General features: G+C 72.5%; 16 protein-coding genes and 1 pseudogene. 3 read left to right on the top strand and 14 right to left on the bottom strand.

The genetic code is table 11. From position 1 onward, the window contains the following. Positions 1-2: 2 nt before the first annotated feature. The 12 genes from hypE to AB0N07_RS20390 all read right to left on the bottom strand — a co-directional run bounded on the left by hypE (position 3) and on the right by AB0N07_RS20390 (position 11,750). On the bottom strand, positions 3-1,037 hold the full coding sequence (gene hypE, locus AB0N07_RS20445) for a hydrogenase expression/formation protein HypE (RefSeq protein ID WP_365836895.1): 1,035 nt from the start codon (positions 1,035-1,037) through the stop codon (positions 3-5). Beyond that, entirely contained in the window at positions 1,034-2,137 is a 1,104-nt protein-coding gene (gene hypD / locus AB0N07_RS20440; RefSeq protein ID WP_365836893.1) for a hydrogenase formation protein HypD, read from the bottom strand. The genes hypE and hypD overlap by 4 nt, the downstream gene beginning before the upstream one ends. Before the next feature lie 16 nt (positions 2,138-2,153). Continuing rightward, complete coding sequence (locus AB0N07_RS20435; protein WP_365836891.1) at positions 2,154-2,774, bottom strand: CBS domain-containing protein; 621 nt, start codon at positions 2,772-2,774, stop codon at positions 2,154-2,156. After that, positions 2,767-4,140, bottom strand: coding sequence for a nickel-dependent hydrogenase large subunit (locus AB0N07_RS20430; protein ID WP_365836889.1), 1,374 nt, complete (start codon positions 4,138-4,140; stop codon positions 2,767-2,769). The genes AB0N07_RS20435 and AB0N07_RS20430 overlap by 8 nt, the downstream gene beginning before the upstream one ends. Next, on the bottom strand, positions 4,137-4,904 hold the full coding sequence (locus AB0N07_RS20425; RefSeq protein WP_365836887.1) for an oxidoreductase: 768 nt from the start codon (positions 4,902-4,904) through the stop codon (positions 4,137-4,139). Before AB0N07_RS20425 ends, AB0N07_RS20430 begins: the two co-directional genes overlap by 4 nt. Position 4,905: 1 nt before the next feature. Continuing rightward, complete coding sequence (locus tag AB0N07_RS20420; RefSeq protein ID WP_365836885.1) at positions 4,906-5,712, bottom strand: FAD/NAD(P)-binding protein; 807 nt, start codon at positions 5,710-5,712, stop codon at positions 4,906-4,908. After that, positions 5,709-6,173 (bottom strand): cyclic nucleotide-binding domain-containing protein, encoded by a 465-nt coding sequence (locus tag AB0N07_RS20415; protein ID WP_365836883.1) that lies wholly within the window; start codon positions 6,171-6,173, stop codon positions 5,709-5,711. The genes AB0N07_RS20420 and AB0N07_RS20415 overlap by 4 nt, the downstream gene beginning before the upstream one ends. Further along, positions 6,173-7,303 carry a 4Fe-4S dicluster domain-containing protein gene (locus AB0N07_RS20410; RefSeq protein WP_365836881.1) on the bottom strand — a complete coding sequence of 377 codons (1,131 nt, stop codon included), beginning with the start codon at positions 7,301-7,303 and terminating at the stop codon, positions 6,173-6,175. The genes AB0N07_RS20415 and AB0N07_RS20410 overlap by 1 nt, the downstream gene beginning before the upstream one ends. Before the next feature lie 480 nt (positions 7,304-7,783). Further along, positions 7,784-8,041, bottom strand: a complete 258-nt coding sequence (locus tag AB0N07_RS20405; protein ID WP_365836879.1) for a HypC/HybG/HupF family hydrogenase formation chaperone — start codon at positions 8,039-8,041, stop codon at positions 7,784-7,786. Positions 8,042-8,047: 6 nt separating this feature from the next. Continuing rightward, on the bottom strand, positions 8,048-10,339 hold the full coding sequence (gene hypF / locus AB0N07_RS20400; protein ID WP_365836877.1) for a carbamoyltransferase HypF: 2,292 nt from the start codon (positions 10,337-10,339) through the stop codon (positions 8,048-8,050). Beyond that, entirely contained in the window at positions 10,336-10,842 is a 507-nt protein-coding gene (locus tag AB0N07_RS20395) for a hydrogenase maturation protease (protein ID WP_365836875.1), read from the bottom strand. The genes hypF and AB0N07_RS20395 overlap by 4 nt, the downstream gene beginning before the upstream one ends. A 77-nt stretch (positions 10,843-10,919) precedes the next feature. Further along, complete coding sequence (locus tag AB0N07_RS20390; RefSeq protein ID WP_365836873.1) at positions 10,920-11,750, bottom strand: universal stress protein; 831 nt, start codon at positions 11,748-11,750, stop codon at positions 10,920-10,922. Positions 11,751-11,914: 164 nt separating this feature from the next. On the opposite strand from AB0N07_RS20390, the gene AB0N07_RS20385 reads away from it, so the two are divergent. From AB0N07_RS20385 to AB0N07_RS20375, 3 genes are all read left to right on the top strand, one after another. Beyond that, positions 11,915-12,817, top strand: coding sequence for a universal stress protein (locus AB0N07_RS20385; RefSeq protein ID WP_365836871.1), 903 nt, complete (start codon positions 11,915-11,917; stop codon positions 12,815-12,817). 9 nt (positions 12,818-12,826) lie between these two features. Continuing rightward, a complete protein-coding gene (gene ppdK / locus AB0N07_RS20380; RefSeq protein ID WP_365836869.1) occupies positions 12,827-15,535 on the top strand; it encodes a pyruvate, phosphate dikinase in 2,709 nt (902 codons plus the stop codon). A 122-nt stretch (positions 15,536-15,657) separates the two neighbouring features. Beyond that, positions 15,658-17,268 carry an MFS transporter gene (locus AB0N07_RS20375; protein ID WP_365836867.1) on the top strand — a complete coding sequence of 537 codons (1,611 nt, stop codon included), beginning with the start codon at positions 15,658-15,660 and terminating at the stop codon, positions 17,266-17,268. Between the two features lie 92 nt (positions 17,269-17,360). Here AB0N07_RS20375 and AB0N07_RS20370 read toward each other — a convergent pair. After that, positions 17,361-17,758 (bottom strand): annotated as a pseudogene (locus tag AB0N07_RS20370) (hypothetical protein); the annotation flags it as partial. 200 nt (positions 17,759-17,958) lie between these two features. Continuing rightward, complete coding sequence (locus AB0N07_RS20365) at positions 17,959-19,350, bottom strand: glutamate decarboxylase (protein WP_365836865.1); 1,392 nt, start codon at positions 19,348-19,350, stop codon at positions 17,959-17,961. Positions 19,351-19,452 lie beyond the last annotated feature (102 nt).

Below are 19,452 nucleotides of genomic sequence, written 5' to 3'. Positions count from 1 at the left end.
CCTCAGCAGATCCGGGGCAGTTGCTCGCCCAGCGGCATGTCCACGATGCGCCGGGCGCCGACCAGCGTCCGCAGGGTGACCCTCCCGCGCGGCCCCTCCTGCAGCACCTCGCCGATCCGCACCGCCTGCGCCCCCTCGGGCAGCGACCGCAGGGCGGCCAGCGCCCGTTCGGCCGCGCCGGCGTCGACGAAGGCGACCAGGCAGCCCTCGTTGGCGACGACCAGCGGGTCCAGGCCGAGCAGGTCGCAGGCGGAGGCCACCGCCTCCGGCACCGGGACGGCACTCTCCTCGATCTCCACGGCGACGGACGAGTCCCGGGCGATCTCGTTGAGTGCGGCGGCCAGCCCGCCCCGGGTCGGGTCGCGCAGCACATGGATCGTGGCACCCAGTGGTGCCAGGGCGCGCACCAGCCGGTGCAGCGGCCGCGTGTCGGAGGCGATGTCGCTCTCGAAGCCGAGCCCCTCACGGGTGCTCAGCACGGTCGTGCCGTGCAGCCCGACCGGCCCGGACAGCAGCACCACGTCGCCCGGCCGGGCCAACGCGGCCGACGGGCGCAGCAGTTCGTGCCGCTGACCCACGCCGGTGGTGTTGATGAACAGCCGGTCGGCCGCACCACGGCCCACGACCTTGGTGTCCCCGGTGATCACGGGCACGCCCACGTCCTGCGCCGCCTTGCCCAACGAGGCCATGACGGAGCGCAGTTCGGCCAGCGGCAGGCCCTCCTCGACGATCAGGGACACGGACAGGGCGAGCGGCCAGGCACCCCGCATCGCGAGGTCGTTGACCGTGCCGTGCACGGCGAGGGATCCGATGTCCCCGCCGGGAAAGGACAGCGGGCTGACGACGAAGCTGTCGGTGCTCATCACCAGGCCGGGATGACCGGGCAGCGGCGCGGCATCCTCCAGCGGGCCCGTGCCGCCGCCCACGGCGGGCAGCACGAGTCGGTCGAGCAGCTCCGCCGTCAGGCGTCCGCCGGCGCCGTGGCCCAGCAGGACGACCTCGTCCTCGTGGTTCGGGGTGGGGCATTGGATGCTCATGCCGTGCTCCTCGTCGGAGTGCGTCCGGCCGCGTGGTAGGCGGCGCAGGTGCCCTCGGACGACACCATCGGCGCGCCCAGGGGGTGGCGGGGGGTGCAGCGCGTCCCGTATGCCGCGCAGTCGGTGGGCAGCCTGGCCCCGGTGAGGATGGCGCCCGCGATGCACTCCGCGTCCTCGACGGGGCACAGCCCGCCCACGTCGAAGCGGTGGGCGGCGTCGAACCGCCGGTATTGTTCGGCGAGTTCGAGGCCGCTGTCGGGCAGCGCCCCGATGCCCCGCCAGGCCCGATCGGTGACCCGGAAGACCGTGCGGACGGCGTCCTGGGCGTCGGTGTTGCCGGACCGTCGCACGGCACGCACGTACTGGTTCTCCACCTCGGCCCGGCCGGCCTCCAGCTGCCGTACGGCCATCAGGATGCCTTCCAGGAGGTCCAGCGGCTCGAAACCGGTGACCACGATCGGTACGCGGTAGCGGGCGGCGATCGGCTCGTACTCGGTCCAGCCCATCACCGCGCACACATGCCCGGCCGCGAGGAACGCCTGCACCTCGCAGTCGGGGTCGTCGAGCAGCGCCGTCATGGCGGGCGGCACGAGCACATGGCTGACCAGCATCGAGAAGTTCGTCAGTCCGAGGCGGGCCGCATGCAGTACGGCCATCGCATTGGCCGGCGCGGTCGTCTCAAAGCCGACCGCGAGGAAGACCACCTCCCGGTCGGGCTGGTCGGCGGCCAGGCGTACGGCGTCCATCGGGGCGTAGACCACCCGTACGTCCGCGCCCCGGGCCCGCAGTGACAGCAGGTCGGTGTCCGTGCCGGGCACGCGCAGCATGTCGCCGAAGCTGGTGAGGATCACGCCGGACCGGGAGGCGATCGCCATGGCCCGGTCGAGGGTCTCCAGCGGGGTCACGCAGACCGGGCAGCCGGGTCCGTGGATCATCCGCATCCCGGCGGGCAGCAGCTCGTCGATGCCCTGGCGCACCAGCGTGTGGGTCTGCCCGCCGCACACCTCCATGATCCGCCAGGGCCGGGTGGCGGTCTGCCGCAGCTCGTCCAGCAGCCGCCGGGCGAGGACGGGATCGCGGTATTCGTCGAGGTACTTCATCGGCCCTCCGCGCGTGTCATCGATGCGTGAGATCGAGCCGGATGTCCACGACCCCCTCCACCGCCCGCACCGCCCGCGCCACCACAGGCACGAGCATCCGGTCGGGCAGGGAGCCGCCCAGTGTCACGACGCCCTCCTTCACGCCCACGGTCAGGGGAGCGGTGACCGGGAGCTGGCCCAGCACGCTGTGCCGGATCTCCTCGGCGATCTCCTCGTCGTCACGGAGGAAGACCTTCAGCAGATCACTGCGGCTGACCACACCCTGCAGCAGGCCGACCCCGTCCACGACGGGCAGCCGCTTGACGTGCCGGCGCGCCATGATCCGGGCGGCCTCGGCCAGCGAGGCGTCTGCGTGCACGGTCACGGCCGGGCTGCTCATCAGCTCGCCCGCGGTGATCGCGCCGGCCTTCCTCCGTACTTCCGGATCACCCTCCTCGGTGTCCCGGAACTCCTCCTTGGCCATCAGATCGGCCTCGGAGACCACCCCCACGACGCGGCCCTCGCCCGCCAGGACCGGCAGGGCGCTGACCTTCCACTGGTCGAGCAGTTCGACGATCTCCTTGAAGGGCGCCTCACTGCCGACGGCGACGACGGTGTGCGTCATCACATCGCTCACGGTGTACGGAGATTCAGGCATCGCAGCCTCCCGAAATGTCTTGCGAGGTGTCCGACGAGGTACGGACGACCGTCAGGTCGAGGAAGTGGGTGGAGCACGAGATGCATGGGTCGTGGTTGCGGATCGCCCGCTCGCACAAGGCCGTCAATTCGGCGTCGTCCAGGTCGCGTTCGCCGATCGCACGCTGGGTCTGCCGACGCAGGTCGTCCTCGATCGCACCCTGGTTCTGTGCCGTCGGCGGCACCAGCAGTGCACTCGTCACGAGACCGTCGGCGTCGAGTTCGTAGCGGTGATAGAGCAGCCCGCGGGGCGCCTCGGTGGCGCCGTGGCCGACGCCCGCGACCGGAGGGACGTCCGTGTACGGGTGTACGGGCGGCTCGTACGCCTCGATGATCCGCAGCGCCTCCGCGACGGCGTACACGCTCTCCACCGCCCGCACCAGGATCGACCGGAACGGATTGCGGCACACCGCGCCCTCGCGCGGATCGCCCAGCCCCGCCTCCACGGCCGCCTCCAGCGCCACCGGCGACAGCCGTGCACCGCCGATCGCGAACCTGGCGAGGGAGCCGGTGAGATGCAGCCGTCCGTCCAGCCGCGAGTGCAGCGCGGTGGAGTGCTCCACATGGGTCTCGGCGACATGCCCGGTGAACTCCCGCACCGGGAAGGAAGCGGTGGAGCCGTCCGCGCGCAGCACCGTCGGGGTGCCGCCCTCGATGGCGTACGTGTCCGCAGCGGCGAGCGCCAGCAGATCGGCCTCGACCTCGGCATCCGGGAACTCGAAGCCGGCCACCCAGCGCACGGTCTCCCACGCGTCGTCCAGCGCATGCTTCAACTGCTCGGCGAGCGGCCGCAGTTCGGCACGCGTCGGCAACCGGTGGAAGCCGCCCAGCCGTACGTTGACGGGGTGCACGGCCCGCCCGCCGATCAGCTCCATCAGGGAGTTGCCCGCCTTCTTGAGCCTGAGCCCGCGTTCGACCTCCGCCCGGTGGGTGCGGGCCAGCTCGATCGCGCTCGCACGGCCGAGGAAGTCCGGGGCGTGCAGCAGATAGATGTGCAGGACCTGGCTCTCGATCCACTCCCCGCAGTACAGCAGCCGGCGCAGGTCCCGGATCACCGGGTCGACCGTCACCCCGCACGCGTCCTCGATCGCCGCGCACGCGCTCATCTGGTACGCCACCGGGCAGATCCCGCACACCCGCGCCGTGATGTCCGGCGGCTCGGTGTACGAACGCCCGCGCAGGAACGCCTCGAAGAAGCGCGGCGGTTCATAGATCTCCAGCCGTGCGTCGGTGACCGTGCCGTCGTGCACCTTGAGACGCAGGGCGCCCTCGCCCTCGACCCGGGACAGCGAGCCGACGTGCAGGACACGGGATCCGCGATGCGTCACTTGCCCAACTCCTCGTCGAAAGCAGCCGTGTTGAAGGTGTGCAGGAACCGCACCACGTCGTCCTCGTCGAGGCCGTCGCGGCGCAGCAGCGGGATCAGCGCGGGCAGGTTCACCGACCCGGACGGACCGAAGCAGCCGAAGCAGCCGCGGTGGTACGCCGGACAGAGCGCTCCGCACCCGGCGTGCGTGACGGGGCCGAGGCACGGCGTGCCGTGGGCGACCGTCACACAGACCGTGCCACGCCCCTTGCACTCGAAGCACACGCTGTGGTTCGGCACGTCCGGCGTGCGGCCGGCGAGGAACGCGGTGATCACCTCGATGAGCTGCCTGCGGTCGATCGGGCAGCCGCGCAGCTCGAAGTCGACGTCCACATGGGCCGAGACGGGGGTGGAGGTGGCGAGGGTGGAGATGTACTCGGGGTGCGCGTAGACCGTGCGCCGGAACTCGTCGACGTCCGCGAAGTTCCTGAGGGCCTGGATGCCGCCGGCCGTGGCGCACGCCCCGATGGTCACCAGGCGGCGCGAGGCGGCGCGGATCGTCCGGATGCGCTCGGCGTCCTCGGCCGTGGTGATCGAACCCTCGACGAGGGAGAGGTCGTAAGGGCCCGGATCCACCGCGCTGGACGCCTCCAGGAAGTGCGAGATGTCCACCTCGCCGGCCAGCGCCAGGAGTTCGTCCTCGCAGTCCAGCAGGGTGAGCTGGCAGCCGTCGCAGGAGGCCAGCTTGAACACCGCGAGCCGGGGCCTGGTCTTCGTGGCGGTCATCTCACAACTCCCTTACGGAGAGCAGGGGTTCCGCGCATTCCCAGTCCACGACGGGACCCGCCCGGCACACCAGCAGCGGACCGAGCTGACAATGGCCGCAGTGTCCGGTCGCGCAGCGCATGTTCCGCTCCAGCGAGACCTGGATGCGGTCGCGGGGCACCCCGCGGTGCGCGAGTTCGCGGGACGTGGCCCGGATCATCGGCTCAGGACCGCACACGTACGCCGTCGTCTCCTCCGGCGAGAACTGCGCCCGCCCGAGCAGCTGGGTGACCACGCCGACATCGCCCCGCCAGTCGACCTCGGGCCGGTCCACCGTCACGCCGGTGTACGCGGTGGCCCAACTCGCCACCTCGGCGCGGGCGATCAGATCGCTCGGGGTGCGCGCACCGATCAGGACGTTCACGCGCCCGTACGCGGCCGGCTCGGCCAGCACCGCCAGGATCAGCGGCCGCAGCGGGGCGAAACCGATACCGCCCGCCACGATCACGACGTCACGGCCGCGTGCCCGCGCCGACTCCCAGCTGGTGCCGTAGGGACCGCGGATGCCGAGGACGTCGCCGACCCGGGCCGCGCACAGCCCGTCGGAGACCGCGCCAACCGAGCGAACGGTGTGCGCGAGACCGCCGGTGGCCTGCACGGAGCTGACCGACACCGGAATCTCGCCACGGCCGAACGCGTGCACCATCGCGAACTGCCCCGGCAGGAAGTCGGGGAGTGCGGTGGCCACCGGTTCGAACCGCAGCGTGACCGTGTCGGCGGTCTCCGCCCGGCGGGCGACCACCCGGTGGGGTACCGGCACGGCGGTCATCGCTCGTCCCTCGTGTCGTAGATGCCGTACAGGTCGACCAGCCGGGCGCGGGCCGCATTCAGGCGGTGGGCCAGCACCCGGCCCACCCAGTGCTCCACGACACGCCCGAACCCGGGGTCGTCCAGGCACATCAGACGGACGGCGACGGCGTCGAACTCGTAGGCCTGCAAGGGCGTGACGGCCCCCGCGCCGAGCTGCCACACGAACGGCTCGTACAGCCAGGACCAGCCGAGGAGATCGCCGACGCCGAGAGTCTCGACGACCGGCGGGCGGCGGCCGGGAACGTGGATGTCGAGGGCGGCCGTCCCACCGCGGATGATCCAGAACCGGTTCGCGTGCCCGCCCTCCTCGAAGAGGCGGCTGCCCTGCGGGAAGCCGACCTCGCGGCCGACCCGCAGCAGCCGCTCGCGGTGCTCGGCGGGCAGGGCGTGGTTCATGCGCAGGGCGATCGACGGGGGCATCAGTCCGACTCCGTTTCGCGTTCGGCCTGCAGTGCGGCCACTTCCTCCGTGATGTCGATGCCGGCCGGGCACCAGGCGATGCAGCGCCCGCAGCCCACGCATCCGGTGGTGTCGAACTGGTCGTGCCAGGTCGAGAGCTTGTGGGTCAGCCACTGCCGGTAGCGGCTGCGGGGCGAGTGGCGCACCGAGCCGCCGTGCAGATACGAGAAGTCCAGGTCGAAGCAGGAGTCCCAGCGCTGCCAGCGCTCGGTGTGGTCACCGGTCAGATCGGTGACCTCCTCCGTGGTGGTGCAGAAGCAGGTCGGGCAGACCATGGTGCAGTTACCGCAGGTCAGACAGCGCTCCGCCACGTCGTTCCAGCGTTCGGCGTCCAGGCTCGCGCCCATCAGGGAGCGCAGGTCGACCGGGGGCAGCGAGCGGCCCATCCGGTCGCGGGCCGCGTCCACCGAGGCGCGGGCGGTGGCCTCCGTGACCAGGTCCGCGCCGTGGTGCGGAACCTGCTCCAGCAGCCGGGCGCCTTCCTCGCTGCCCACGCGCACCAGGAAACGGTGCCCGGCCTCGTCGACCACCTCGGTGAGCGCCAGGTCGTAGCCGGGGTCGGCGGCGGGCCCACCGCCCGTGGAGATGCAGAAGCAGGTCGCGCCGGGCTCCGTGCACTCGGCGGCGATCAGCAGCGCGCCTCGGCGCCGCTTCCCGTAGCCGGTGTCCTCGTACCGGCCGCCGGTCAGCACGCGGTCCTGGATGGCGATGGCCCGCAGGTCACAGGGCCGGACACCGAGGAAGGCGTACGCCGGGGCCGCGGGTTCGTGCGCGGTGAACGTCACGTCGCCCTGCGGCGTCCGGTCGGCACTCCACAGCCGCTCCCGGGACGGGTGCAGGAAGTTCTTCCAGGACTGCGGGCCCGCGCTGTGCGCGAAGGCGGCGCCGTCCTCGCGCGGCACCAGCCGGTACCGCCCGGCCTCCAGCTCGACACCCCAGCCGTACGGCAGCGCATCCGCCGAATCCAGCTCGGACAGCACGATCGCCCCGTCACGGACGGTCGGCCCGACGACAGTCCGTCCGTCCGCCACCAGCACCGCGACCAGGGCACTGAGCCCGTCCCGATCGAGGACGGCCGGGGCTGCGCTCATGTCGCTCCTCCTCGTCGCTGGCTCCACTTTCAGCTTCTGACGGCGCCGCCACCTGAGGCAGGGGCCAACTGGCCCAGCCGCACAAGCCGACCGGACCCGCAACGCCCCGAAAGGGTGCGGGGCACCGATGTGCGGCTCCACCGCGTGGGCGCACCCAGCCACAGCCGCCACAGACGACCTGCGGCCGGCACGTGGGCTGCGGCCGTACGTGGCTTGCGGGCGCCTGCCGGATGCAGCGCCGGGCCGAGCGTGGCTCGCGGCGCCCTCGCCCCGCGCCGCGGCCGGCACGTGGGCTGCGGCCGGTAGGTGGGCTCGGCCGGCATGTGGCTTGCTGGCTCGCCAGGCAGTGTGCCTGGCGAGCGCCCGCTGGATGCAGCGCCGGGCCGAGCGTGGCTCGCGGTGCGTCCGGCGCGTGCGGTGGCCGGCACGTGGCTTGCGGCCGAGACGCGGCCTGCCGCCCACCGCTCTGCCGGCCGAGCGCTAGGGAAGGGCCTCGCCCAGTTCCCCCTCGACGGCCCCCGCCATGGCCCGCAGCACGTCCAGCGTCCGCCGAGCCTCCGCCTCGTCGACCAAGGTGATCGCAAATCCGACGTGCACGATCACGTACGCCCCCACATCCGCCTCGGGCGTGCAGCTCAGACAGACCTCGCGCCGGATCCCGCCGAAATCCACCGTGGCCATGCGCAGCCCCGCGTCGTCGTGGGTCTCCAGGACCCGTCCCGGGATGCCCAGGCACATGTGCGCTCACCTCTCCCCGGCCAGGCGTGCGGCAGCGACCGCCGCCTGGCCGTAGCTGATGCCGCCGTCCCCGACCGGAACCTGACCGCCGACCAGCACCCGCAGCCCCTGCGCGTGCAGCCGCCGCCGCACCTCCGTCAGCAGACGGCGGTTGACGAAGCAACCACCGCCGAGACACACAGTGCGCGGCGCGCCCTCGGCCACGGCCCGCGCGACGAGCTCCGCGGTGACGATCCCGAGCGTCACATGGAAGGCCGCGGCCAGCCGGGCCACCGGCTCCCCGTCCAGCCGCCGCTGCAGCAGATCGGCCAGCGTCGGCGTGGAGTCGTACACCCACAGGCCCTGCGCCCGGACCACCCGATGCGCCAGGGCCGCGGCGTGCCCGGCGCCCGCGGCCGCTTCGAGAAGGACGGCCGCTTCGCCCTCGTAGCCGGCCCGGTCGCACAGCCCCAGCAGCGCGGCGGCCGTGTCGAACAGTCGTCCGGCGCTGGAGGCGCGTGGGCAGTTCACGCCCCGGGCGACCATCGCGCGCACGGCCGCAGGCTCGGCCGGATCGAGCCGGTCCGTGAAGACCCGGGTGAGCCAGGGATACGGGCGCGGGGAGCCCAGCGCCTCGGCGCCGAACAGATGGCCCAGTGCCGCGCGGGAAGGATGGCGTACCGCCGCGTCGCCGCCGGGCAGAGGCGCGGTCGCGAACCTGCCCACGCGACGGTAGCCGCTCAGATCGGCGACGAGGATCTCGCCGCCCCACAGGGTGCCGTCGTCGCCCAGCCCCAGGCCGTCGTAGGCGACACCGAGGAAGTGTCCCCGCACGCCGTGCTCGGCCGCGCAGGCGGCCACGTGCGCGTGATGGTGCTGCACCGGAATGCGGCGCAGCGGCTGCGCCTCGGCCCACTGCGTGGACAGATACCCGGGGTGCAGGTCGTGGGCGAGGACCGCCGGTTCGATGCCGGTGAGCCCCTTGAGGTGCTCGTACGAGGCCAGGAACGCTTCGTGGGCGGCCACATCGGCCAGGTCTCCGGTGTGCGGGCCGAGATGGGCCCGGCCGTCCGCGGCCAGGGTGAAGGTGTGCTTGAGCTGGGCACCGGCCCCGGCGACCGGTTCACACACGGACAGCGGCAAGGGGGCGGGAGCGAGCCCGCGGGCCCGGCGGACCGTGATCCGGATCCTCCCGGCGAACTGCACCACCGAGTCGTCGTAGCGGGAGCGGATCGGCCGGTCGTGGGTGAGGAAGCCGTCCGCGACACCGGCCAGCGTGCGCCGGGCCCCGGCGTCGTCGACGGCGATCGGCTCGTCGCTGAGGTTGCCGCTGGTCACCACGAGGGGGCGGGCCGGCTCGTCGAGGAGCAGGTGGTGCAGGCCGGTGGTGGGCAGGAACAGTCCCACGCGGGTCAGACCGGGGTGCACCTCGTGGGCGAGCGGGGCGGTGCCGTGCCACCGGCGCCGGGCGAGCAGCACCACCGGGCGCTCCGGGGACATCAGGGCCTGTTCCTCCGTGGCGCCGATCTGTGCCAGGCGGGCGGCCGTGCCGAGGTCGCGGACCATGACGGCGAACGGCTTTGTCGGCCGGTGTTTGCGGCGCCGCAGCTCCGACACGGCCGCCGGATCGCCCGCGTCGCACACGAGCTGGTAGCCGCCCAGACCTTTCAGCGCGACGATCCCGCCGGACTCGACGGTCTTCACCGCTGCTCGCAGCGCCTCTTCTCCGCGCAGGTCCGCCCAGGCCAGCCGGGGACCGCAGGCGGGGCAGGCGACGGGCTCGGCGTGGAAGCGCCGGTCGCCCGGATCGGCGTACTCGGCTGCGCACCGGGCGCACAGCGGGAAGCGGCGCATGGTGGTACGGATCCGGTCGTAGGGCAGTTCCTCGATGATCGTGGCGCGCGGCCCGCAGTCCGTGCAGTTGATGAACGGGTAGCGGTGGCGACGGTCGCGGGGGTCGTGCAGCTCGGCCAGGCAGGCTTCGCAGATCGCCGCGTCGGGCGGGATCTCACGAGGCGACGCGTCCACACCGACGGGCGCGCTGTGTCGTACCCGGAAACCCCGGCCGTACGCCTGCTCAGGTGTGCCCTCGCCGCTCAGCCGGACGCGGCGCACCCGGGCAAGGGCCGGTGCGTCGGTGCGCAGCCGGGCCGCGAACTCGTCGATCGTGCCCAGCGGTCCGGCGACCTCGCCCTCCACATGCCCGTCGACATTGGCCACCCAGCCGTCCAGGCCGAGCGCGGACGCGGTGCGGTACACGAACGGGCGGAAGCCGACGCCCTGGACGATCCCCTCCACATGGAAGCGCCGCACGGTCATGCCGGCCTCCCGGCCGCGGTCTCCTGGTACCGGTCGAGCTCGGACTCGACGGCCCGGACGAGGGGTTCCACGGCGTCCTCGACGGCGGGGGAGAGGCCGGTGCCCAGCGCGCTCTCGGCGCCCTCCACCGCGTACACGACGAGGTGCGCGGGCAACACGCCCAGAGCGCGGGCGAGTTCGACGGCCTCGCCGAGGCCGAGGCCGTGCGAGCTGGTCGTCGGCGGCTGCGCCAGGAGGCCGCCCGCGAGTTCGAGGCGGTGTACCCGGCCGGGCATGCCCGGGTGGGCATGGGCGGCGTCCACGACCACCGCGAGATCCGCGCCCTCCCACAGCCCGATCAGCCGTCCGGGCTCGCCGTCGCAGGTGGCGAGCACGGTCCCCGGCGGCAGTGGCCGCTGCGCGGCCCGCTCCCGCAGCCGGGCGAGGACGACCCAGCCCACGCCGTCGTCGCGCCGGAACTCGTTGCCGACGCCGATGACGGCGATCCGAGTACGCGTCCTCATGGTCCTCACCTTGCGCCGGCGCCATCCGGCCCCACAGGGGCCGAACGACCCAGGCGCGGGGGCCGACCCTCCCCTGATCATGCGGGGACGACGGCCACCGGGCTACGGGAGCGCTCCAGCAGCTCCCGGAGGGTGGCACCGGGGGCGGAACGCCGCCCGACCACCACCAGCTCGGCACCTTCCGAGGCGTGGACCAGGGCCTCCACCGGGGGGAACAGCATGACGTCCTCGAGGACATCGACGTCGGGGTACTTCGCGCGCCACGGCTGCAGCACGTCGGACAGCAGCTGCACCTCCTGGTCCTCCCAGGTGGCGCGGTCCTCCTCCAGCACGGGGAAGGGCGAAGCGGCGGCGGACGCGGGCAGCTTCCAGGCGTACACCGCACGCAGCCGTGCACCGCGCAGCCGGGCTGCCTCGAAGGCGAAGTCGAGCGCGCCGCCGAACGGGTCCCGGACGTCGACGCCGACGGTCACTCCGGCGGACGGGCGCGGCGGAGGCTGGTCGACGAGCGGGCCGGGGACCAGGACCACCGGCGCGGCGGACCCCTCCGCCAGGGCCGCGGCGGTGGCGCCCACCGTGCTCCCCGCGCCACCGTCCTCGCCGCGCAGGCCGAGGACGACAAGCTCCGCCTCCGCGCCCACGGCGCGCAGTACCGGGGCGGGCATCCCGGTGTGGCTCTCGCCGCTCACCCGCAACGCCGGGTGCCGCTCGACGAGTTCGGTCTCCACGTGGTCCGCCACGGCCGCCGGACGGTACGGCCACTGCTCCACCGGGTCCAAGGGGGCCGGTGGTACCACGTGCACCACCCGCAGGGGCAGTCCGCGCAGCAGCGCCTCGCGTGTCGCCCACTCGGCCGCGGCACGGCTGCATACAGACCTGTCGACACCGGCGATGATCACTCGTTGCATGGTGTGCCGCCTTCCGAGCGGGGATCTTCCCACCCTCGCCGCCCGCCCCGGGCGTGCGCAGGGGCCGAACGGACCCGGTTGGAGACCTGGCGGCCCATACCCGCCGGTAGGCCACGGTACGAAGCTGGCAGCGAGGAGCAGACCGAGCGCAGGAGGTGCGCACCATGCTTCCGCCTGTCATCGCCGGAGTCGACGGATCCGCCGAGAGCCTCGCAGCCGCCGAGTGGGCCGCCCGGGAGGCGGTACGCCGCGACCGGCCGCTGCGGCTCGTGCACGCCTGGAACTGGCATCCCCGTCAGGAGGACGGCGAGATCGCCACCGCAGCACAGCGCCACCTCGCACAGCGGTCCCTGCGTCAGGCGGAGGACCGTGTCCGCCGCACCTGCCCCGCCGTGAAGCTCGACCAGGAGCAGGTCGAGGGCCCCGCGACCGCCGCCCTGCTGAAGGCGGCCGAACACGCCGACTTGCTGGTGGTGGGTTCGCGCGGTCTCAGCGGCTTCACCGGGTTCCTGGTCGGTTCGGTTGCACTGGGTGTGGTGGCGGGGGCCGGCAGGCCCGTCGTCCTCGTCCGGTCCGGCGAGGAGGCCGCCGACGAGCATCTGCCGGACGACGACGGTGCCGAGTCCACCCGCACCGGGTACCGGGACGTCGTCCTCGGCATCGACCTCGCCGACCCCTGCGACGAGGTGATCGAGTTCGCCTTCGAGGAGGCCCGGCTGCGGCGCTCGCGGCTGAAGGTCGTGCACGCCTGGCAGCAGCCCTCACCGATCGGGCTCGGCTCCGGGGACATCGGCCTGGTGAAACGTCCGGACCGGGCCGAGGAGTGGCTCGGCTTCCTGACCGCCGTCCTCCAGGTGTGGCGCGAGAAGTACCCCGAGGTGCGGGTCGTCGAGACCGTGACCGAGGGCCGCGCGGCCTCCGTGCTCGTGCGGGCCGCGTCCGGCGCGAGCCTGCTCGTCGTGGGCCGGCGCAGGACCGGGCGGCCCACCGTCCCCCGTACCGGCCCGGTCGCCCACGCCGCCATCCACCACGTCGGCTGCCCCGTGGCCGTCGTACCCCATGACTGAGAGGCCGCGATGACCAAGCCGACGAAGTACGTGTACGGGTTCGCCGAGGGCGGCCGCGACATGGCCGGCCTGCTCGGCGGCAAGGGTGCCGGACTCGCCGAGATGACCCGGATCGGCCTGCCCGTCCCGCCCGGGTTCACCGTCACCACCGACGCCTGCAAGGTCTATCTGGCAACGGGCGAGGAACCGCCCGAACTCGGCGTCGAGGCGGCCCAGGCCCTGGCCGGCCTGGAGCGGGTCATGGGACGGACCCTCGGCGCCCCCGACGACCCCCTGCTGGTGTCCGTGCGCTCGGGCGCCCGCTTCTCCATGCCCGGAATGATGGACACCATCCTCGACATCGGGCTCAACGACCAGTCCGTCAACGGGCTCGCCAAGGCATCAGGGCAGGAGCGGTTCGCCTGGGACTCCTACCGCAGGCTCATCCAGATGTTCGGACACACCGTGATGGGCGTGGAAGGCGACCTGTTCGAACAGGCCATCGCCGCGCTCCCCCAGTCTCGACTTCGCTCGACCGGGGGGACCGCCATGGCGGACGACCACGACCTCGACGTCGGCGAACTCGCGGCGCTCACCGAGGAGTTCAAGGCGATCATCCGCAAGGAGACCGGTGAGGACTTCCCGCAGGACCCGGCCGACCAGCTCGCCCGCGCCGTCCGTGCGGTCTTCGACTCCTGGAACACCGAACGCGCCCACGTCTACCGCCACCGCGAACACATCCCGGAGGACCTCGGCACCGCCGTCAACGTGCAGGCCATGGTCTTCGGCAACCTTGGCAACGACTCCGGCACCGGTGTCGCCTTCACCCGCGACCCCGCCACCGGAGAACGCGGCATGTACGGCGACTATCTGCCCGACGCGCAGGGCGAGGACGTCGTCGCAGGCGTGCGCGACGCGCTGCCCCTGCGCGAGCTCAGGTCGCTCGACCCCCGCGCCTACGTCGAGCTCGGCGACCACCTGCGCACCCTTGAGAAGCACTATCGCGACCTGTGCGACGTCGAGTTCACCGTCGAACGCGGCAAGCTGTGGATCCTGCAGACCAGGGTGGGCAAGCGCACCGCCGAGGCCGCCTTCCGCATCGCGCACGACCTGCGCGAGGAAGGCACGATCAGCGCCGACGAGGCGCTGGTCCGTGTGAACGGCGCCGAGCTGACCCGGCTGATGTTCCCCCGCTTCGACGTGAAGACCACCGACGTACCGCTCGCCCACGGCGTGCCCGCCTCGCCGGGCGCCGCGGTCGGCGCCGTCGTGTTCGACTCCACCGAGGCCGTACGGCGTGCCGCGGCCGGCGAGCAGGTGGTCCTCGTCCGCCGCGAGACGACCCCCGACGACCTGCCCGGCATGATCGCCGCACAGGCCGTCCTGACCAGCCGCGGCGGCAAGACCAGCCATGCCGCGGTCGTCGCGCGCGGCATGGGCAAGGTGTGCGTGTGCGGCGCGGAGGAACTGGCCGTGGACCTGCTCGCGCGGCAGTTCACCGCTCCGTCCGGCGCCGTGGTCCGCGAGGGCGACGTCGTCTCCGTCGACGGCACGGCGGGCACCGTGCACCTCGGCGCCCTGCCGCTCACCGCCTCCCACGTCGGACGCGCCCTGGAGACCAAAACCGCCACGGACACGCTCACCGATGCCGTGCTGGGCGCTCTCGCCCGCGCCGACTCGGGGCGCCGCCTGCAGGTGCGGGCCAACGCCGACACACCCGAGGACGCCGTCCGTGCCCGCGCGCTGGGCGCGCAGGGGATCGGTCTGTGCCGCACCGAGCACATGTTCCTCGGGGAGCGCAGGGAACTGGTCGAGGCGATGATCCTGGCCCGCGACGACCTCGCACGCGAACGGGCCCTGGACGCCCTGCTGCCGCTGCAACGGGCCGACTTCACGGCCATCCTCGAGGCGATGGACGGGCTGCCGGTGACGATCCGGCTGATCGACCCGCCGCTGCACGAGTTCCTGCCCGACCGCACCGAACTGGCCGTGCGCCTGGCCCGCACCGAGCACCCGGACCCGCACGAAAGGGAACTGCTCGCCGCCGTGGAGCGGATGCACGAGCAGAACCCCATGCTGGGTCTGCGCGGGGTGCGCCTGGGCCTGGCCGTGCCGGGCCTGATGGCCATGCAGGTGCAGGCGATCGCCGAAGCGGTGGTCGAGCGGCTGCGGGACGGCGGCACCCCGCGCGCCGAGATCATGATCCCGCTGGTCGGCACGGTCGAGGAACTGAGGCTGGCCCGCTCCGAGGCGGAACTGGTGCTCGGCGAGGTCGAGACCGAGACCGGTCTGAGGCTCGACTGCCCGATCGGCACGATGATCGAGCTGCCGCGCGCCGCGCTCACCGCCGGACGCATCGCCGAGGCGGCCGACTTCTTCTCCTTCGGCACCAACGACCTCACCCAGACCACCTGGGGCCTGTCCCGCGACGACGCGGAGGCGTCGTTCTTCCCGCTCTACATCGACAAGGGCGTCTTCTCCGTGTCGCCCTTCGAGACCATCGACCAGGAGGGCGTCGGCCGTCTCGTGGAGCTGGGTGTCGAGGCGGGCCGTGCCGTCAACCCCCGCCTGGAGACCGGGGTGTGCGGGGAGCACGGCGGCGACCCCGACTCGATCCACTTCTTCCACCGTGTGGGACTGGACTACGTCTCGTGCTCGCCGTTCCGGATCCCGGCGGCCCGGCTGGAGGCGGGCCGCGCGGCCCTGATGGACACCACCGCGTCCAGCGACAGCCGGTGACGCGTGCGCCGGGGCTGCCGTGGGTGGTGACCGACGTCGAGGTTCGGCGGACTCGCCGCCAACCGGTCGACCTCCGTGGCGGGTCGAGGGTCGACCGCCCCGGCCGCTGAGACCATACGCGCATGGCACCACGGGAAAGCGGATCCGAGAGTTCGGCAGCCACACGGGTCGTCCTGCTGACACTCGCGTCCGGCCAGTTCCTGATGGCACTGGACAGTTCTGTCATGAACGTCTCGATCGCGACGGTGGCCGACGACGTGGGCACGACGGTGACCGGGGTCCAGGGCGCGATCACCGCCTACACCCTTGTGATGGCGATGTTCATGATCCCCGGCGGCAAGGTCGGCGCGCTGATCGGTCACAAACGCGCCTTCATGACCGGCTGTGTCATCTACGGGTGCGGATCCCTGACCACGGCGCTGGCACCGAACCTGCCGGTGCTCCTGGTCGGCTGGTCGCTCCTGGAGGGCCTCGGTGCGGCGCTCATCCTGCCCGCGATCGTGGCGCTCGTCGCCGGCAACTTCGCCGTCGAACGCCGTCCCGCCGCCTACGGGCTGGTCACAGCCGCAGGAGCCGTTGCGATCGCCCTCGGTCCGCTCGTCGGAGGTGTCGCGACCACATATTTCTCCTGGCGCTGGGTGTTCGCCGGTGAAGTCGCCATCGTTCTCGCCATCCTGGCCCTCGGCCGCCGTGTCGCCGACGCACCGACCGGAAGCCGCTCCCGCATCGATCTGGTCGGCACGGCGCTGTCCGCAGCCGGGCTCGGGATCTTCGTCTACGGCGTACTCCGCTCGGACGAATGGGGCTGGTTCCAGCCGAAGCCCGACACGCCCTCCTGGCTCGGGGTCTCACTGGTCGTCTGGCTGTTGCTGGCGGGACTGCTCCTCATCTGGCTGTTCCTCCGCTGGGAGGCACGCCTCGCGGAGAGGCGCAGGGAACCACTCGTGGACCCCGGTCTCCTGCAGAACCGGCAACTCACCGGCGGGCTCACGATGTTCTTCTTCCAGTACTTCGTGCAGATGGGGGTCTTCTTCGTCGTACCCCTCTACCTGTCGGTGGCCCTCGGCCTGTCCGCACTCAAGACCGGCGCCCGCATCCTGCCGCTCTCGCTGACGCTGCTGGCCGCCGCGGTCCTCATCCCGCGCTTCCTCCCGGATGTCTCGCCGCGGCGGGTGGTGCGGCTCGGGATCCTCTCGCTGTTCGCGGGAGCGGTGGTCCTGATGGCCGCGCTCGACGCCGACGCCGGTGCAGAAGTCGTCACCGTTCCCCTCCTGCTGATCGGGCTGGGCATGGGCGCGCTGGCGTCCCAGCTCGGCTCGGTCACCGTTTCCGCGGTGCCGGACGAGCGGAGTGCGGAAGTGGGCGGCGTCCAGAACGCGGTCACGAACCTGGGCTCATCGATCGGTACGGCACTGGCCGGGTCGGTACTGATCGCCGCGCTGACCAGTTCGTTCCTCGCCAACGTCGAGCAGAACCCCGAGATCCCGGCCCAGGTCAAGAGCCAGGCGAGCGTCGAACTCGAAAGTGGCGTGCCCTTCCTGTCGGACGCTCAGCTCACGGCGGCTCTCGACGAGGCGGGCACGAGCACGAAGGTGACCCGGGCCGCGCTGGACGCGAACGCCGCCGCACGGCTGGACGGCCTGCGTGCCGCACTCGCGATCCTCGCCCTCACCTCGCTCCTCGCGCTGTTCTTCACCAACCGGATCCCGAGGACTCAGCCCCGCTCGACGTAGCCGCCGGCGGGCGGACGTTCACCGAGTCCGTCAACCTGGTGTGGGTTCCATCGGCGCTCTACGGGCGTTCGAACATCTGGAGGACACCGCCGGAGCAGGCGGGGCCGGCCGTGGCAGACCTCGACCAGGGCGAGATGCCCGGAGGCGAGGACCAGGGTGCCTGCGAACAGGAGGAAAACGCTCAGCCAGTCCACCCGCGTGGGCTGGAAGCTCCACCAGCGCCGGAGGCGGCCAACCAGCGCCCTGCCGCCGATCACGTGACGGGGCGCGTTGATCACCTGGAGCAGCGAGGCGTACCCGCCCGTGTTGAAGAACAGTCCGCGGCACGGACGTGCCGCCCGCCCGCCTCACCCGGTGGGCGCAGGGTGAGCACACCGCGGCGCCGCGCGGGCCGCGACTCCCAGACCGCCCCGCCGCCTCCGGTCACGCGTCAGGTGAGCCGGGTGGTGAACGGGCCGACGCCCTCGGCGTGCTGCTCCCGCTGCTCCACGATCCGAGCCTGGGCCGCTGGGCAGGCCGTCTCCCGGGCGAAACGCCCACCCGGTCCCGCGCCCAGGGGCAGTCGGCCCCGCCGGCCCGCGTGAGGGTGGGCGCTGCCGGGCCGGATGCCGGCCCCGCCTTGGTGAGAGGGGCGGCCGGACCACCTGGAGCCTCCGTCCACCCCTGCCCACCTGCAAGCCGTCCTGGCCGTCAGTGGTGAAAGCCGGTACGGTCCGCGTCGCGAGGGTGGCCCTCATCGAGGTGCTTGATCGCTCTACGCATGTCGTCGGCGAGGAGCTCGACTTCGTCGCGGTCGACGCCGTGCCGGACCAGGACCCGCTGGATGACCGTCTCCTGGCGGTTCGGCGGCAGCGGATAGGAAGGCACCTGCCAGCCGCGCATCCGCAGCAGGTCGGAGAGGTCGTAGAGGCTCCAGCTCGTCGCCGCCGGGTCGGTCAGCGTGTAGGAGACGGCCGGGAGTGCCTCTGCGCCGTCGTAGAGGAGTGTGAAGGGGCCCATGTCCGTGATCAGGCGGGCCAGGTGCTGCGCGGTGTCGGCGCAGGTCTGGTAGACCCGTCGGTACCCCTCACGGCCGAGGCGCAGGAACATGAAGTACTGGCTCACGACCTGGCCGCCGGGGCGGGAGAAGTTCAGCGCCAGGGTCGGCATGTCGCCGCCCAGGTAGTCGACGTGGAAGACCAGGTCCTTTGGCAGGGCGGACTTGTCGCGCCACAGTGCCCAGCCCACGCCGAGCGGTGCCATGCCGTACTTGTGGCCGGAGGCATTGATGGATGCCACTCGGGGCAGTCGGAAGTCCCAGGCCAGATCGGGGTGGAGGAACGGCGCGATGAATCCGCCGGAGGCCGCGTCGACGTGCAGCGGAACGTCGAGGCCCGTCTCCGCCTGCAGGCGGTCGAGCTCGGCCGCGATCTCTGCGACCGGCTCGTAGGTGCAGGTGTAGGTGACGCCGAGGATCGCGACGACGCCGATGGTGTTCTCGTCGACGTACTCGCGCAGCTGGTGCGGTTGCAGGCCGGTCGCCTCCGGCTCGACCGGGATCTGCCGCAGCTCCACGTCGAAGTACCGGGCGAACTTCTCCCAGCACACCTGCACCGGCCCGCACACGAGGTTCGGGCGGTCGGTGGACAGCCCGGCGGCCCGTCTTCGGTCGCGCCAGCGCCATTTCAGGGCGAGGCCGCAGAGCAGGGCGGCCTCGCTGGACCCCGTGGTCGAGCACCCCACCGCGTTTGCATCGCCACCGGTGCCGGTCCGCGCGTGCCAGAGGTCGGCGAGGATGTTGACGCAGCGCGACTCGATCTCCGCCGTCTGCGGGTACTCGTCCTTGTCGACGATGTTCTTGTCCAGACACAGGTCCATCAGGCGGCGGACCTCGTCGTCGGTCCAGGTGGTACAGAAGGTGGCCAGGTTCTGCGCGGCGTTGCCGTCCAGGAGCAGCTCGTTGCGCAGCAGCTGGAAGACCACGGGCGGCGCCGAGGAGAACTCCGGCATCGACCGCTTGGGCAGGGGCCGCTCACTGAGGGGCGAGGCGAAGATGTCGACGGCCGGATCGGCCGCCGGCTGCTGGGCGTTGTGCAGGGCCACCAGTCACCTCACGTATCGGTCTCGGATCCGCATCAGACGCTACGGATCGGCTGCGGGTTCGGCATGAGGGCGTAGGCCATCTCGGGTCAGCGTGGCGGCGGG

This window comes from Streptomyces sp. NPDC051172 (genome assembly GCF_040682555.1).
In the GTDB taxonomy this organism is placed as follows: Bacteria; Actinomycetota; Actinomycetes; order Streptomycetales; family Streptomycetaceae; genus Streptomyces.
The sequence above is the reverse complement of the archived record's forward strand: the minus strand, read 5'-3'. Positions and strand labels throughout refer to the sequence as shown.